Below are 14,491 nucleotides of genomic sequence, written 5' to 3'. Positions count from 1 at the left end.
AATCGCCCCCCGCCGCCCTAAGTGGTGGGGCCTTTTCGTATCCATATCCCCGCGCGTCAGGTATCCACGAGGTACACCCCACTGAACAGATACAGCCGTAGCAGCGGGCGCCGGAAATCCAGGCTTCCCAAATGTTCAATGACATCGCTTCCGTTACAATTGAACAATACCGTTGGGGGTCTAGACGTGAATGGTCAAGTTGTCGGATACGCGCGGGTGAGCAGTGCGGACCAGAACCTCGATCGCCAGCTGGTCGCCCTCGGTGACGTCGACGAGTTGTTCACCGACAAGCTCAGCGGTCGGGACACCAACCGCCCCGGTCTGCAGGCGCTGCTGGTCCATATCCGCGGTGGCGACGTGGTGCGCGTCAAGAGCCCCGACCGCCTGGCGCGCTCGACGGCCGACCTGCTCGACCTCGTCGAAAAGATCAAGTCCAAGGGCGCCTCAGTCGAGTTCGTCGACAACCCGGCCCTCAACACCGACACCCCGCAGGGCGAGTTCATGCTGACGATCCTGGCAGCAGTGGCGCAGATGGAGCGTGCGGTCATCCGTGAGCGGCAGGCCGAGGGCATCGCGATCGCGAAGAAGAAGGGCGTCTACCAGAAGGCGCCGCGACTGACCGACGCGCAGATCGACGAGGCTCGCCAGCGCATCGAGGCGAAGGTGCCGAAGGCTGTGGTCGCCCGCGACCTCGGTGTGAGCCGCACAACCCTCTACACAGCCCTTGCCGGCGAGGGCGTTTACGCCGCGACCTGACCCTCAGCCTGTGGACGGCGTGCCGTTCTCCGGGTGCGCTCGGGCGGCGGCCCAGGCCTTCACCGCGTCGATGCACTCCTCGATCGAGACCCGGCCCTCGACGTAGTCACGGATCCGCTCGAGTGCCTCTGGTGTGGGCTCCAGGCCCTCCAGCCTCCAGCTCGCCATCGTGTCGATCGCGAGTTCACGCCGGCCCTCTGGTGTGCGGACATACGCGGCGCGCGCCTGGAGCTTTCGGTTGATGAGACTCTCCCGCTCCTCCGGCGTCAACTCCACCACCACATTCTCGTGCACGGACCCCGAGGGCGCCTTCCGCGGTTCTGACTACTCACTGACCGCTCAGTATGCTCGGGGTATGAACGAACGGGTCCCGCGTCGCGTGGAGTTGGGATTCAGCCAGTCGGACGCCGCCGCGAAGGCGGGCGTAAGCCTCGCTTCTTGGAGACGGTGGGAGGAGGATCCTGAGTCGGTCGGCGCGAAGACGCATCAGGCGTGCACTCGAGTGTTGATGGGCAGGTCGGTGGGCTCGGCAATGGCGGCCGACCAGATCGCCCTCTTCGAACGTGCTTGGGGTGAGCACCCGAACCTGACTCCGCGTCAGGCCTACGCGATCGCGTCGACGCTTGCCTGGTGGGGGGAGCACGATCTTCGAACGTGGATTGAGGATCCGCGGGAGCCATTGCATGAGGTCGGTCCTTTCGTCCACTTCGACTACCGCGTGCTTTTCCACGTGGACGGCAATCGGGCTTGGGCGGACGCGGTACGAGCTCGCTGCCTAGCGCTCGTCGATGAAGTCGAGCGAGGCGTCCTTCCGTTTGATCGCCCGAGCGCCTTTATCGACGAGGTGCTGCTCGCCGCAGCGCTACCTGCCGCGAAGACCTACTGGGAGGAGACGCCGGAAGCCTTCGAGGGGCTCATGGCGCGGACCGGCACTGATCCCGACGAGACGCCTGCCGTCGACGATGAGGACTGGGACGTCATCTGGGAGTGGTTCGACGAGATCAGCCGATGGGAGGACTGGTGTGTACCGGTCACCTACAACCACCCTGAACTGCAGATCTTGCTGCACAACCGCCACCCCTTTACTTGGTTCGAGAAGATCGACCTATCGGCCGAGCTACGCGACGAACATACCGACTCGGGGGGCGCGTTCGTCTGAGAGCAAAGAAGAAGCCCCGCCGTGTTCAGCGGGGCTTCTTCTCTCGGCTTGATCAGTCGAAGTCATCGCACTCGAGGGCTTCTGCGACCGTCGTCGCGAAGGGATGCTGGGCGTACAGGGCGAGCATCTCTCCGAGACCTGCGCTCAGCAGCAACGTCGTGCGCGAGCCGTCGCTCAATCGCACGGCCACCACGAAGAGGAGGCTCTCCGCATCGACGTCGACGAGTGTCAAGTTGAGCATCGGCGGCTCCTCGCGGAGGAGCTGCATGATGGCAGGGCGCAACGTCGCCATGATGACGTAGGCGGCCGACCGGCGAGTCTCACTCGACTCGCGCTTCCAGGTTTCCGCCAGCTTGCCCAGCCGATCCGCCGCGTTGCACGTCACCGTGCGTGCCCCCATCTCTACTCCTCCCCGGCGTTGCCGGAGGTGACCACCTTCGCCTCGCCGAGCATCGTCCGCAGCTGACCGATGACTTCGCCACCTACCAGCAGGAACAGTGCAATGAGGCCGGCGGCAAGCATGAGCAGCCACGAGCTCGTCAGGAACGACACGAGGACGATCGCCAGCGTGCGGGCGACCACCGTCGCCGCCGTGCGCGCGAGTGCGCGCTGAATGGCTCGAGCGATCACGTTCGGCTCCTGCTCGCGCGGCTTGATCTTCAGAACCTCGCGGATGCCGGCCTCGACCTGGATAGCCCACGCGGCGCGGTTGCGGGGGAACAGGATCCCGACCGCGACATAGCCGGGCAGCAACACGATGGCGAGCGACAGCAGCTGCTGCCACGGACCGACCTCCTGCCCCGACCAGAACCAGTTCTGCACGGCCGAGTCGATCGTCGCGATGAGCAGACCGAGCAAGCCGGCGCAGAGCCACTGGGCGGTCTTGTCGGTGGTCAGGAACCGGGCGAGCCAATGCTGACGCAGCCCGTCGATGATCGACTCGAACCCGCCGACCGGGCGGCTGATCGGCCGCACCCGGTCGAGCGTCCCTGAGAGATAGACGCTCACCGCGACGCTTGCCGCAGTCAGCAGGAACGCCAGGGCGGTCCCGCTCTCCCGCAGCCCCATCGCCAGCGCCATCGCGGCACCGATCGCGATCGCCGCCAAGACGACCCTGCCGATCATCTCCTGCAGGGCGGGCACCTCGAGTTTGTTCATCTTGGTATTCATCGCGAAGCCTCGCTTTCGTATTCGTATTCGGGGTCGTCCAGGCCGGCGAGGTACTCGTCGCCGCCGTCGTCGTCGGTCGTCTGCGCGTATACGTCGAAGTCGTCGAGGTCGGCGCCAGACGTCCCTTCGTCCACGTCGTGGCCGTTGTCGACCTCATCGGTGGCGTAGATGTCGTCGTCGAACACGGCGGCGAAGGGGTCCTGGACTGGCGTGGACGCAGCGTTGCCGTGCACGAGAACGGCCTCGGTCCCAAAGCCGTGAAGCTTCCGGGTGATAACTCCGGGCCAGCCGCGATGGCGCACATGCCAACCCGTGAGCGCTAGCGCTACGGTGGCCTGCACGATGAGCGTGCCAAGACCGACACCGGCCCAGTCAACGTCGAATCCGACCTCCGGCCAGACCGTAGTCGTCCACAGCTCGCGTCCGTCCCGCGTCAAGGGCCATGTCAGTGCGGCAGCGACGAGCGCAGCGCCGGCGCCGAAGTACAGCGGCCACGACCGTGGGATACGCCCGAGGCTCAGCGCGAGCGTCGTGTACGCGTAGTACAGCCCCGCGCTGATCAGCAGTGCGGGGCCAAGCGACACCGCGATGGCCGGCACGAGCACAAGCCACAGCAGCACCGCGCGTGCGAACTTCTCGCTGCCATCCTCCCCACGTGCGACGAAGCGCGCACCAATCCAGTGGACCTTCGCGTCGTGGTGGCTGGTCTCCGCGGCGTCCGCTTCGGAGCGGGACCGCCGGGACGCGCGGCGCTTGAGACGCAGGGCCATCCGCCGGTCGGCCTGATGCCAGCTCGCTCCGTGCTCCAGGAGCCAGTTGGCCCGTTCGAGTTCGTGCCTGTCGGTCGTCATTCGGAGCCCACCTCCCGCACGCTCTCGTCGATCGCGGGGTTCGCGCCCTTGCCCACGAAGCACTCGCGGAACGCCTGAGAGTCGTCCGACTCACACGCGTGGACGGCCTCCCAGACCTCGCGCTCGGCTTCTCCTCCGGCGAAGGACATGCCGAGCACTGCGCCGGCGAACATCGAGACGCTGATTACGAGCGCCCCGAAGATCGCGCCAACGATCAGCTTCACCTTCATCTTTTGGCACCTCCTTTATTTTGTACGTTACGCTACTATCGTAAACTACCGTACAACTACATCAAAGGAGGGGCATGGGTTCGCTGACATCGCGTCAGGCCGTCCCGCTCACGGAAGACGAGCGGACGAGCCTGCGCAGCGCGGCCCAGTCCTCGGGCGTCACGGTCGGGATCTACGCGCGCGCGCTCATTCAGTGGGCCAGAGCGCACATCTCGACCACATCGCTGGATGCGGCACTGGACGCCGAACAACGAGATGCGGCGGCACGTCGCACTCAGGCATCACGAGTGGGCGTCGCTCACCGCTGGCCGGGACGAGTCCCGGAGTCACCTGCAACAACCAAAGGAGTGACGGATTGAAGCCGAAGATCGGTAAGAAGGCTGGCGGTGTCCCGCCGCAGACAGCCCCTCCGGAGACCCCGACGCCGTACATGGGCCTGCTCAACGGCCGAAAGCTGCGTACGGAGCCGCACGGCATGTTTGTCGGAAAGACCGGGTCTGGCAAGACCCGCTGTGCCCTCGCCCCTGCCGCGCTGATGCACCGCGGTGCCCGCATCCTCGTTTCATCGAAGTCCGACTTCCTCGAGCTGACGCTGAACCGCGGCCTCGGTGACGCCGGTGCGGTGTACGTGATGGACCTCAACAACGAGCTCGAGGGCGTCGACTGGCTCACCGGCTCCGAATACATCAAGGTCGTTCCCGATCCCACCCTGGCGATTCAGAACGACGACGACGCGTCGCGGATGGCGACGCTGCTGCTGCAGACCGCAGCGCTCGGCACGTCGGGGGGCTCGAACGGCGGCGGCGACAACGCGATATGGGAGCAGCTCGCGCAGCAGCCCCTGGCCGCACTTCTCCTGGCGGGGAAGGCCGCCGGCGGTGGGATCGTGTGGACGACCCGCGCGGCTGGCAAGTTCACGAGGCGGGAAGCCGAACCCGAAAACACCCCGTCCTGGAGCTATGCGTACGGCCTGATCGAGGACTCGTTCCACGCTGCGGACCTGCTCACAACGCTCGGGGCTGATGAGAAGCTCCGCGACAACGTCGCAGCGACCGTGCGCAGCGCCCTCAAGGCGTGGACCCTTCACTCCGTTCGCGGCGATGCGGGTGCAGTCCCCTTCACACCGTCGATGCTTGAGGGGCCAGGAGAGCCGACGTTGTTCATCCTCTCCGGTAGTTCCGGCCCTCAGGCCACGGCCGCCGTGACGACCATCGAAGGCGTCATCGAGCACTGGCGACGGAACCTGCGCCGCCAGTTGCCGTGGCTGCTCATCGCGATCGACGAGCTCACGAACACGGCGCCCATTCCCGCAGACCTGCTCGTCTCACACATCACCGAGCTCCGCGGTCTTCGGATCTCGATGCTTCTCGGCGTGCAGTCGACCGACGGGCAGCTCGAGCTGCGCTACGGCACGTCGGGTGCGAAGGCGATACGCCAGACGGTGCCCGCGGTGTTGATCCTCCGCAACGCCGACGAGTGGGATCTGCTCGAGGCGGCGACTAAGTGGCAAGGCGATGAAGACCGTCAGCGGCAGACGACAGACGCCGCCGGCAACGTGATGTCGGTCTCCAGCGAGCGATTCCCGCGACGCACCGCCCACGAGCTGCTCCCCCCGGACTCCGACCACGGACGCCTCATTCTCACGGGAGGCCGTACCCACCTGGTGGAGCTACCGAACATCGAGCAGTTCCCCAAACGTCCGATCACGACTGCAGCGTGAGCGGTCGATCCCACCCAACAACAAGAGAAGGGCGGTAGCTGATGGCGACCGTACAGCAGAAGAACATCGCCGACCTCGACCGCGAGCAGGCCGAGTTCCAGAACGAGGTCACCCTCGCGCACGGCTCCGGCCGGCGCGGCAAGGAGCCCGAGTACGCGTCCCGCGAGGACGCCGAGCGAGCGGCGAAGCAGCTCGAGAAGGCTGAGCAGGAGCGCGAGGCGTCCAGTCGCGACTCTCTCTCCGAGGCGCACGGCCTCGCGCTCGAGCAGGCGCGCGCGCGTCGCGTGGCCGAGGCCGATCAGGCCCTCGAGAAGTCGACCGACCGCAGCCGGTCGCAGGGCATGGGTCGCTAGCCGACGCTGACAAGGAACGAAGAGCCCCCGCTGTGGCGCGGGGGCTCTTCGTTGTCTATGGCAAGGAACCGGCGGCTCCGCCGCCGCCCTCCGCGGCCGTAACCGGCCGCCGGGGGACCGGGTGAGAGGGATCCACCAGGACCCCTAGGAAGGAGAGATCGTGAGCACCATCATCGCCTTCTTCCACCGCCACCCCCGCGGTGCTGAAGTTGCCTTCATTGCGCTCGGCACGATCTTGGCCTGCGCCCTCGGCGCTGGCGTGATCGCTTCGGTGGCCGAGTAGCCGAGTACCGGCTACTCGCCGTTCTCCCGCAGAGCGATCTCATCGCGCAGATCGTCGGTCGAGAAGACCGCGAGTACCGACCGCATGAGTGAACGACGCGCCGATGCGGCCGCCTGGGCCGCGATCGACGCCGAGATCAGGTTGGAGCTCTCGAGGGCGAGTCCTTCGATGTCCACCGCGGCCGCCTCGAGCAACTCGGCAGCCCTTACGCGATCGACCGCTCGCAACTGCTCCGGGCCGATCCGCAACGCCGGCGCGAGCTGCACGAGCGTCCGGTCGGTCGGAGCGACCACTATCGGCTGGCCGTCGCGGTAGCGGAAGCCAGCCACGGCAACCGTCACGGTCGCCTCACTCAGATCGGTGGCTGCCGCGAGCTCAGCAATCGTCAAGCCCGATTGCTCGTACCGCTGACGGAGAAGACGGCTTTCCGCCGAGACCTCAAGCGCCTGGGTCTTCTCTCCCTGTCGGCGCGCCATGGCCTGAATCTACACCTCACCGCTACGCACTCACTACATCCCGCTCAGCCGCATGGCAGTGATGAGCGGCACGTCTTGGCAGCGAAATGGTCGCTGCCTTGCCCCAATAGAAGGAGAAACACCAAGTATGAATCAGTCACTCAACCGCGTCGCACGCCGGCGCACCCTCCGCAAGGTCACCATGACCGCCGCGGCCGTGACCATCGGTCTCGGGACCGCTCTGGCCAGCAGCACGCCAGCCCTCGCCGCCTCAAGCGGAGGCGGTGCGTTCGCGAACGTCTCCAGGGACTACTACGAAGTCGTCCTCCAGAAGACCGACGCCTCGGGTCAGCCGCTCGCTGGCGCGACCTTCGACGTCGAGCTGAACGGCGGCACCTCGGAGATGGTGCTGCTCGACTACGAGGACTTCGCTACTGTGGAGCACTGCGCAGAGCCGTACACACCCGAGACCAGCGATTGCGAGCTCTGGAACACGACCAATACGGGACTCACGCCGGAGACGATCGTGCAGACCGAGGAGGTTGGGCACACCTGGTCGGTCATGGGAGCGATCGTCAACGCCCACAGAGGCCAGCGCACCGTGACTGTGACGACGGATGAGAGTGGTGATGCCTCGGTCTACGTGGCGTACAACCACAGCCTGATGCAGTCGGCCACCGGCTCGCTCACTGTGACCGAGACGGCCGCCCCCGAGGGCTTCGTCGCCGGCGCGCCTGCTGTGCTGAGCCTCGAGAAGACCGTCACGGCGGCCAGTGAGGTGTACGCGGACACCACCACGTTCGACCCGAACGCCTACTGGTGGGTCGGGCAGGCGCAGTTCAACGACGATGTCAGCCCGTGGAGGCACGACGGCTGGGTCACCAATCTCCTGGTCGGCGACCCGGACTCGAGCGATCACGTGTCGATCTCGGGCAATCGTCAGATCGGTGACGCCTTCGCGCTGACCTCGGGCATCGGCTCGCGCGACGCGGTGAACGGCGGCCCGGTCACCGCGACCGTGGTCAACGCCGAGGCTGCGGCTGCTGCCACGGTGGTGCCCGTCGCGCCGTCGGTGAACCCCGCCGACGAGTGCGGCACCGAGCCGACCGTCGCGGTCCCCGCGACCGAGGGCGTCGTCTACACGGTGACCCGTGCCGGCGACACCGCGACCGTCACGGCGGCCGCCGCGGACGGCTACGTGCTCGAGGACGGCGTCCAGGCCAGCTGGACGTTCGACCTGGCTGCGGAGTCGTGCGAGACCGCTCCGATCACGGAGGAGGAGCCCGCGGACGAGACCGACCCGGTCACGGAGGAGGACCCCAAGAAGGCGCCCGTGGACGAGCCCACGCCCGACACGGTGACTCCAGACACGGCGGCCGCCCCCGAGGCCGGAGAGGAAGTCCTCTCAGCGAAGCAAGGGGTGATCGCCGGTGCCAGCGCAGATGAGCTGCCCCGCACCGGCGTCAACGTCGCCCTGCTGGGCGGCGGCATCGCCGCGCTCCTCAGCGCGGGAGTCGGCGGCGGCCTCCTCATGCGTCGCGGCTGATCCCAGCCATGCAGGAACAGAAGGCCCCCACCCGAGGGTGGGGGCCTTCTGTCTTGCCAGGCGGGCCTTTGGCCCACCTGATCGTGCTGGGCACCGGCAGGCCGGTGCCGGGTGTGCCTGTGAGAGGCAGGACATCCGCCCCGCCGAGCACGAAAGGACATCGCACTCATGAGCAGCACCGACACCGCCACCAAGACCACCCTCCGACCCCTCATCCGCGAGGTCGCTCGTCGATCCGGCATGTCCCTCGAGGGCACGCGCGCTGTCTACGATGCGCTGCTGGAGACGATCCTCGACAACGCCTGCGCCGGCACGCCTACCGAACTCACCGGCTTCGGCACGTTCAGGATGACGATCCACAAGGGCCACCCGCAGGGGTTCAACGCGCCGCCGACGGATGCGTACCCCGTGCTGAAGTTCACCGCAGCCAAGGCGCTCCGCGATGAGCTGCGTGCCTAGGCGACCCAGACCCGTGGCGCGGTAGTCCGCGCCCCCGTGGCAGCTCCATGCCGCTGAGCGGCGCCCCGGACATCTCCTCCCGGGGCGTCGCTCTCTCCTCTTCATTCGATCTCCCCGAAGGGACCACCCCATGACCACGCACCGCCGCCAGCCGTCTCCGCTTCCGACCGCCGGCACCATGACCATCCGCAACGCGTCGGCCTACCTCGGTACGACCGAGCACCACGTGCGGATCCTCGTCCGCGCCGGCCTGCTCCGTACGCCGCGCGCGGCTGACCCGGCTCGGACCTCTCGTTGGCGTGTCTACGCCCGCGATGTCGCGAACTACCTCGACGTGCTTCAGACGCGCGAGGAGGAGAGCTACCCGGAGCCGCTCAGGGAACGCCGCCCGAGTCCCAGCGCTCTGCCGCACTACGCGGCCTGAGAGGAGGGGCCGATGACTATCGCACGATGGACCAAAGCTGCGACCGTCGCGGTCGCGCTGCTCGCGCTCGTGGCGTTCGGCATGAGTTTCATGGCCCTGGCCGACCTCGCTGAACGCTCGGGCATCCCGTCGGGGATGGCCTGGGGCTTCCCCACCGTCGTCGACGGCACGACGGTGTTGGCCATGCTGCTCGTCGTGCTTCGCCGCAGTCACGGTCAGCGCGCCGCGCTCGCGTGGCTTGCCCTCATCGTGTTCGGCATCATCTCGGTGCTCGGCAACGCGCTGCACACCAGTGCTGCGTTCGACCCTGCGCGTGGCATCACGCTCGCCGTAGCCGTCGCCGTCGGGGCTGTGCCGCCGCTGGCACTCGCCATCCTCGCGGAGCTGCTCGTCCAACTGCTCACGTTGCCGCGGACCACCGGCCCGGTGGGCCAGGTGGACCTGGTGGACCAGCCGAGTCAAGTGGTCCGGGTGGACCACGGGCCGGGCCGGTCTGCGGGCCATGCAGTTGTGGACCATGTGGACCGCGTGCCGGCACACGGCACACACGGCTCAGTGGACCACAGCACCCGCAGCCTGGTGGACCAGGCCGACAGTGGGCCGGTCTACGGGCCGACCCACGAGGCGAGCCACTCAGCGGACCAGGGTGTCCGTGGCCGGGTGGACCACCGCATGGACCACGGCGATCGGCACCCGGTGGCCCACGTCGACGGTGAGCCGGACCAGACCGGCTCGCCTCGGGTGGACCACTCGGTGGACCACGGTAACCACGAGCAGCCCGACCATGAGGTGGCTCACCTTCCGGTGGACCGCGAGGAAGCAGTGGCGGCAGCGCACCAGCTCCTCAAGGAGGGGCGGTCGCTGCGGTCCATCGCGGACGAGCTCAAGGTGAGCCGGCCCACGCTGACCCGGTGGCTCAAGGCCGGATGACCAGTCGAACCAAGAAGAGGAGGTGCGATGGCGCTGAACAAGCACGACCCTCGACTCGCTGCGCTTCGCGCGCAGAAGATCGAAACCGAGAGAGCGCTCCGCTCAGCCCTGCGAGAGCAGCACCAGCGAGCTCGTGATCGCAGCCGTGAGGCCGACCGCATCGCAACCGCAGCCTCGATGCTCGTACTGGAGCTGCTCGAGAAGCTCGAGCTCGGACCCGAGTACACCCACCGCCGCGATCCGGATCCGCAAGGCACGCAGCGAGTGCAGCGTCTGCGGGTGGTGCTCGACGCGCTCATCGCTTCGGCCGATCCGCAACTGATCAGTCGACTGCAGGAGCAGGACGAGGCCGGTCGCCGTGAGCGTCTGGCTGCCCGCGAGCAACGCGCCCTTCGACGGGATGCAACCGTTGCCGCGTAGAACAACAACCACCACACTGAGACCCCCGGTCGGCGCTAACGCGCCCGCCGGGGGTTTCTCTTTTTCAGCAGAGGTCAGGTCTATGGACAGGCCAAGGATGCAACAGAGGAGTTGAGCCAGTGATGGTTGAAGGGCTAGTGGGGGAGAAGGAAGGAGGTTTATGAAGAAGAACACGCACGTAAGCTACGCTGCGCGTAGGGGCTAGTGAACACTGCTAATCACTACGTTCAAACGCTACTGCTTCGGTACACTTGGGGCATGAGCAAGGGTGGATTTGTCGCGTTCCGTGGCTCCTCTGATGTCGCTGCGGCGTATCTTGCTGGACACATCGACATCGGTGGCGCGGGCACCGCGGCGAACTATCTCGCCGCCGAGACCACGCCGTTCCAGCACGGCGCCGTGGGTGTCGACGGCATCGAGGTTGACCGCATCTCGCGGGACAACTTCCGCCTCTGGGCCGAGCACGTCGACCCGGCCACCGGTGAGTCCCGGAGCCAGATCCGCTCGCGCACGATCACCAGAGTTGGTGCCGACGGTCAGGTCGAGACAAAGACCGGCGGCACGCCGCTCTATCAGGAGACGACGGTGTCGTCGTCGAAGAGCCTGTCGCTGGCGGCGGCCGCGAACCCCGCGATCTGGGAGGCGCTCGCGGCGGCGATGGAGCGTGCAACCGTGGCGGCCGCGCGCGCATTCCACGAGCACGCCGTCACTCGGATCGGCCCGCGGGGTGCGCAGGAGCAGTTGAAGTTCGACCGCATCGAGTTCACGTCGGTGCAGCACCACACCTCCCGCACCGGCGACCCGCACATGCACCGGCACGTGCAGTTCCTCAGCAGTGGCCTGGTCACCCTTCCGGACGGACGACAGGAGTGGCGCGCGGTTGACGGCGCTGTGCTCTACCGGATGGCCGAGCGTGTGCACGCTGCAGCGGACCTCGCCCTGGCCACCGACGTCGAGCTTCGCCGTGCGCTCGCAGAGGCCGGCTTCACGTGGGAGCCCGGCGAGGGCGGTGGGCGAGTCGCCGAGTTCGAGGCACTAACCGATGAGTTCTCCCAGCGACGCGAACAGATCGCGGCTCGGCGAGAGACGGTTGAGGCGCAGTGGCGTGCGGAGCACCCCGGCCAGGAGCCGAGTGCACGGCTAGTCCGCCAGTGGGACAACCACTCGTGGAGCGCGACCCGTCCCGAGAAGCACGAGCTCGCGCAGGAGGAACGCGACGACCAGGCCGCTCGTCTCGCGACCGCAGTGCCTACCAACACCGGACGGAAGCTCTTCAAGCATCGTGCTGACGAGATCTCGCCGGAGATCATCGCCCAGGATGCGGTCGCCCGCCTCTCGACCACCCGCTCTGCGTGGTCAACAGCTGACATGAAGGCCGCGATCGACCGCCGTCTCGCTGAGACCTACTTGCTCGGCGACGTCGGGCTGGACCAACTCCGCGAGGCTGCGATGCAGGCGGCCCGTCGTGAGTTGGTCAACTTCTTCGACGAGGGCATCGACATCGAAGGCACCTACCACTGGACCTCGAAGCAGGTTCTCGCCACCGACCGAGCGATCGAAGAGAGCCTGCGTGGTCGTGCTCAGACCCCCGGTCAGGATGGCGAGGTCAAGGTCGACCGCGGCGGCTTCGTACTGTCGGACGGACAGGCGGCGGCGGCCCGCTCTGTCACCGGCACACACAAGCTCGTGGTGATCGAAGGTGCAGCAGGCACCGGTAAGACGACCATGCTCTCAGCAGCCAATGAGGAGATCGTCCGCCAAGGTCGTCGGATCGTGGCGGTCTCACCCACCAAGCGCGGCGCGCTGGAGATGGCTCGCGAGATCGGTATCCAGGGCAACTCCGTGCACGGCATGCTCGTACGGGTCGGTGCCTCCTTCGACGACAACGGCAACTGGCAGCTTCCAAAGGAATGGCGGCGCCAGCCCGAGACGCTCACGATGGACGAGAAGACCGTCCTCGTCGTGGACGAGGTCGGCATGCTGGACATGGGGACCGCTGCGGCACTTCACCGCTACTGCGATGACACCGGGGTCCAGCTCGTGCTGCTCGGTGACCGGAAGCAGCTCGCCGCCGTCGGCCGCGGTGGCTACCTGACCAAGGCGGTGCACGTCGCAGCCGTGACGCACGACCTCCGGGATGTTCGCCGGTTCCGCACCCCCGACGGCAGAGGCGTTGACCAGGAGTACGCAGACGCATCGTTGGAGTTGCGCGAGCGCCGCGGCGCGGACGAGTTCTTCGAGCTGCTGGAGAGCCGCGGCCAGGTGCAGATCGGGGAGACGGAAGAGGTCGTGTCCCGAGTAGCCGAGAATGTGGCGCTCGAGATCGACGCCGGCCAGAGCTCCATCGCGGTCGCAGCAACCAACGCTGTGGCGAACCGCGTCAACAGCGAGGTCTACAAGCGACTCGTGGCGTCGGGCACGATCGACGACGCCGAGTTGTACCACCAGATGGTCGCGGCAGGCGAGGCGTTCCCCGGTCGGCGGAAGAGTCGTCTTGCCTCGCCAGTTGTCGAGGGCCGTGAGGGCGACCGGATCGCCAAGGGCGCGAAGGTGGCTACTCGCCTGAACGATCGCGAGACTCAGGTCGCGAACCGCCAGACGTGGGTCGTCGACAAGGTCAACCGGGATGGTCGCGTCATCGTCAAGGACGAGGAGAGTGGCTTCCGAACCACCCTGTCGAAGGAGTACGTCCGAGACAACCTTCAGCTCGCCTACGCTGTGACGGCTCACGGCGCACAAGGCATGACGGTCGATACCGCACACACGCTGGTCAGCGAACAGATGGACGGAGCTGGCACCTACGTGGGTTTGACTCGCGGTCGCCGGGCCAACGTGCTCCACGCGGTCGCGGTCTACATCGACGACGCCAAGTCACAGTTCGTCGAGGCTATGGGTCGCTCGCGAGCTGACCTCGGTCTTGATGGCGCTCGCGCAGAGGCGGAGGTCACGCTCCACAGCCTCGTCGAGCCGGCGACGCAGCTCGCACCTGGCGACGCGGTGAAGTCGGACGCCCCCGCCGCGGCCGCACAGCCGATCAAGCCTGCAGAGCTGGCCAAGCCGACGGTCGTGCAGCAGCAGGTCCAGCGGCAACCGCGTGTCGTGGACACTATCGCGTTCGGAGACCTGCGCGATAACGAACTCGTGGCGGTTGTCCACCAGTCCGATGAACGTGGCGCCCGCGTGGAGTTCCAGCTTTCCGCGGCGTCGCCTCTCGCGGTTGAGATGTCGGGACTGAACCTCCGCGCCGACGAGACCGCGGACGGACGGGTGGCGATCGCCCAGACTCTGACTGCCGAGCAGCACCAGCAGCTGATCGAGGCCGCCCGCGCGCAACACACGACAGTCCACGGCCGTCAGATCTACGCAGTGCGCGCGGACCTCGCCGCACGCCGCGACGGGAGGCCGGGCTACGCCGTCGACGTAGCCAGCGCGAAGCCGTCCCAGAGCGCACCCATCGACAAGTCGGTTCTCGACCGGCAACGCCAGTCGGAGGATGCGGCACGTCAGCGTGCCGCCGAGCGCCACGAGAAGGTCTTCGCCGCAGCGCAGGAAGCGGATCGTGTACTCGAAGCCGCCAGCCAGAATCGGGAGCGAGGACGCGGTCGCGCTTAGCCCGCCCACCTCGTTTTCAGAGCACGCTCCAGGGCACACTCGGCGTGCCCTGGCTTGCGGGCGCTGCGAAGAAGCCCGGAAACTCAGGGATGTTGCCTGGGGCTCAGGGCACGCGAGGGCGCG

17 protein-coding genes are annotated in these 14,491 nt (G+C 67.2%); 10 read left to right on the top strand and 7 right to left on the bottom strand.

Annotated features, from left to right (window positions below; genetic code table 11):
* Positions 1-138: 138 nt before the first annotated feature.
* Positions 139-756 (top strand): recombinase family protein, encoded by a 618-nt coding sequence (locus PYV02_RS01460; protein WP_338056599.1) that lies wholly within the window; start codon positions 139-141, stop codon positions 754-756.
* A gap of 3 nt (positions 757-759) precedes the next feature.
* On the opposite strand, the gene PYV02_RS01455 is transcribed toward PYV02_RS01460, so the two are convergent.
* Complete coding sequence (locus PYV02_RS01455) at positions 760-1,032, bottom strand: antitoxin VbhA family protein (RefSeq protein WP_275755455.1); 273 nt, start codon at positions 1,030-1,032, stop codon at positions 760-762.
* Positions 1,033-1,111: 79 nt separating this feature from the next.
* Here PYV02_RS01455 and PYV02_RS01450 point away from each other — a divergent pair, with 79 nt between their 5' ends.
* Positions 1,112-1,915: a helix-turn-helix domain-containing protein gene (locus PYV02_RS01450; protein ID WP_275755453.1), complete on the top strand. Its 804-nt coding sequence runs from the start codon at positions 1,112-1,114 to the stop codon at positions 1,913-1,915.
* Positions 1,916-1,967: 52 nt separating this feature from the next.
* Here the strand turns inward: PYV02_RS01450 and PYV02_RS01445 are convergent, their stop codons facing one another.
* Genes PYV02_RS01445 through PYV02_RS01430 form a run of 4 tightly spaced genes read right to left on the bottom strand, consistent with a single transcriptional unit; the run spans position 1,968 to position 4,166 of the window.
* Positions 1,968-2,315, bottom strand: a complete 348-nt coding sequence (locus PYV02_RS01445) for a hypothetical protein (protein WP_275755451.1) — start codon at positions 2,313-2,315, stop codon at positions 1,968-1,970.
* A 2-nt stretch (positions 2,316-2,317) separates the two neighbouring features.
* The gene (locus PYV02_RS01440) at positions 2,318-3,085 is read right to left on the bottom strand and encodes a hypothetical protein (protein WP_275755450.1); all 768 of its coding nucleotides are present in this window, start codon (positions 3,083-3,085) and stop codon (positions 2,318-2,320) included.
* On the bottom strand, positions 3,082-3,936 hold the full coding sequence (locus PYV02_RS01435; protein ID WP_275755448.1) for a hypothetical protein: 855 nt from the start codon (positions 3,934-3,936) through the stop codon (positions 3,082-3,084). The genes PYV02_RS01440 and PYV02_RS01435 overlap by 4 nt, the downstream gene beginning before the upstream one ends.
* On the bottom strand, positions 3,933-4,166 hold the full coding sequence (locus PYV02_RS01430) for a hypothetical protein (protein ID WP_275755446.1): 234 nt from the start codon (positions 4,164-4,166) through the stop codon (positions 3,933-3,935). Before PYV02_RS01430 ends, PYV02_RS01435 begins: the two co-directional genes overlap by 4 nt.
* On the opposite strand from PYV02_RS01430, the gene PYV02_RS01425 reads away from it, so the two are divergent.
* The 3 genes from PYV02_RS01425 (at position 4,084) to PYV02_RS01415 (ending at position 6,522) form a co-directional block, all read left to right on the top strand.
* Entirely contained in the window at positions 4,084-5,886 is a 1,803-nt protein-coding gene (locus PYV02_RS01425) for a type IV secretory system conjugative DNA transfer family protein (RefSeq protein ID WP_338056598.1), read from the top strand. The genes PYV02_RS01430 and PYV02_RS01425 overlap by 83 nt on opposite strands.
* Before the next feature lie 41 nt (positions 5,887-5,927).
* Entirely contained in the window at positions 5,928-6,239 is a 312-nt protein-coding gene (locus tag PYV02_RS01420; protein ID WP_275755444.1) for a hypothetical protein, read from the top strand.
* A 160-nt stretch (positions 6,240-6,399) separates the two neighbouring features.
* Positions 6,400-6,522: a hypothetical protein gene (locus PYV02_RS01415; protein ID WP_275755441.1), complete on the top strand. Its 123-nt coding sequence runs from the start codon at positions 6,400-6,402 to the stop codon at positions 6,520-6,522.
* An 11-nt stretch (positions 6,523-6,533) separates the two neighbouring features.
* On the opposite strand, the gene PYV02_RS01410 is transcribed toward PYV02_RS01415, so the two are convergent.
* Positions 6,534-6,998 carry a helix-turn-helix domain-containing protein gene (locus PYV02_RS01410; RefSeq protein ID WP_275755439.1) on the bottom strand — a complete coding sequence of 155 codons (465 nt, stop codon included), beginning with the start codon at positions 6,996-6,998 and terminating at the stop codon, positions 6,534-6,536.
* A 127-nt stretch (positions 6,999-7,125) separates the two neighbouring features.
* Here PYV02_RS01410 and PYV02_RS01405 point away from each other — a divergent pair, with 127 nt between their 5' ends.
* From PYV02_RS01405 to PYV02_RS01390, 4 genes are all read left to right on the top strand, one after another.
* On the top strand, positions 7,126-8,523 hold the full coding sequence (locus tag PYV02_RS01405; RefSeq protein WP_275755437.1) for a hypothetical protein: 1,398 nt from the start codon (positions 7,126-7,128) through the stop codon (positions 8,521-8,523).
* 168 nt (positions 8,524-8,691) lie between these two features.
* Positions 8,692-8,982, top strand: coding sequence for an HU family DNA-binding protein (locus tag PYV02_RS01400; RefSeq protein WP_275755435.1), 291 nt, complete (start codon positions 8,692-8,694; stop codon positions 8,980-8,982).
* Positions 8,983-9,112: 130 nt separating this feature from the next.
* Complete coding sequence (locus PYV02_RS01395) at positions 9,113-9,406, top strand: hypothetical protein (protein ID WP_275755433.1); 294 nt, start codon at positions 9,113-9,115, stop codon at positions 9,404-9,406.
* Between the two features lie 12 nt (positions 9,407-9,418).
* Positions 9,419-10,336 (top strand): DUF2637 domain-containing protein, encoded by a 918-nt coding sequence (locus tag PYV02_RS01390; protein ID WP_275755431.1) that lies wholly within the window; start codon positions 9,419-9,421, stop codon positions 10,334-10,336.
* A gap of 102 nt (positions 10,337-10,438) precedes the next feature.
* On the opposite strand, the gene PYV02_RS01385 is transcribed toward PYV02_RS01390, so the two are convergent.
* Positions 10,439-10,930 (bottom strand): hypothetical protein, encoded by a 492-nt coding sequence (locus PYV02_RS01385; RefSeq protein ID WP_275755430.1) that lies wholly within the window; start codon positions 10,928-10,930, stop codon positions 10,439-10,441.
* A gap of 84 nt (positions 10,931-11,014) precedes the next feature.
* On the opposite strand from PYV02_RS01385, the gene PYV02_RS01380 reads away from it, so the two are divergent.
* Positions 11,015-14,368 (top strand): AAA family ATPase, encoded by a 3,354-nt coding sequence (locus PYV02_RS01380; protein WP_275755428.1) that lies wholly within the window; start codon positions 11,015-11,017, stop codon positions 14,366-14,368.
* Positions 14,369-14,491: the final 123 nt, after the last annotated feature.

The organism is Antiquaquibacter metalliresistens, from assembly GCF_029211225.1.
GTDB lineage: Bacteria > Actinomycetota > Actinomycetes > Actinomycetales > Microbacteriaceae > Rhodoglobus > Rhodoglobus metalliresistens.
This window is presented reverse-complemented; position numbering and strand designations above follow the sequence as displayed.

What these genes read in the sequence shown, in the direction of transcription:
- PYV02_RS01445 (WP_275755451.1), bottom strand. Translation starts at nt 2,315, where the DNA reads ATGGGGGCACGCACGGTGACGTGCAACGCGGCGGATCGGCTGGGCAAG.
- PYV02_RS01390 (WP_275755431.1), top strand. Translation starts at nt 9,419, where the DNA reads ATGACTATCGCACGATGGACCAAAGCTGCGACCGTCGCGGTCGCGCTG.
- PYV02_RS01440 (WP_275755450.1), bottom strand. Translation starts at nt 3,085, where the DNA reads ATGAATACCAAGATGAACAAACTCGAGGTGCCCGCCCTGCAGGAGATG.
- PYV02_RS01420 (WP_275755444.1), top strand. Translation starts at nt 5,928, where the DNA reads ATGGCGACCGTACAGCAGAAGAACATCGCCGACCTCGACCGCGAGCAG.
- PYV02_RS01425 (WP_338056598.1), top strand. Translation starts at nt 4,084, where the DNA reads ATGCCGAGCACTGCGCCGGCGAACATCGAGACGCTGATTACGAGCGCC.
- PYV02_RS01410 (WP_275755439.1), bottom strand. Translation starts at nt 6,998, where the DNA reads ATGGCGCGCCGACAGGGAGAGAAGACCCAGGCGCTTGAGGTCTCGGCG.
- PYV02_RS01450 (WP_275755453.1), top strand. Translation starts at nt 1,112, where the DNA reads ATGAACGAACGGGTCCCGCGTCGCGTGGAGTTGGGATTCAGCCAGTCG.
- PYV02_RS01395 (WP_275755433.1), top strand. Translation starts at nt 9,113, where the DNA reads ATGACCACGCACCGCCGCCAGCCGTCTCCGCTTCCGACCGCCGGCACC.
- PYV02_RS01460 (WP_338056599.1), top strand. Translation starts at nt 139, where the DNA reads ATGACATCGCTTCCGTTACAATTGAACAATACCGTTGGGGGTCTAGAC.
- PYV02_RS01435 (WP_275755448.1), bottom strand. Translation starts at nt 3,936, where the DNA reads ATGACGACCGACAGGCACGAACTCGAACGGGCCAACTGGCTCCTGGAG.
- PYV02_RS01430 (WP_275755446.1), bottom strand. Translation starts at nt 4,166, where the DNA reads ATGAAGGTGAAGCTGATCGTTGGCGCGATCTTCGGGGCGCTCGTAATC.
- PYV02_RS01380 (WP_275755428.1), top strand. Translation starts at nt 11,015, where the DNA reads ATGAGCAAGGGTGGATTTGTCGCGTTCCGTGGCTCCTCTGATGTCGCT.
- PYV02_RS01400 (WP_275755435.1), top strand. Translation starts at nt 8,692, where the DNA reads ATGAGCAGCACCGACACCGCCACCAAGACCACCCTCCGACCCCTCATC.
- PYV02_RS01405 (WP_275755437.1), top strand. Translation starts at nt 7,126, where the DNA reads ATGAATCAGTCACTCAACCGCGTCGCACGCCGGCGCACCCTCCGCAAG.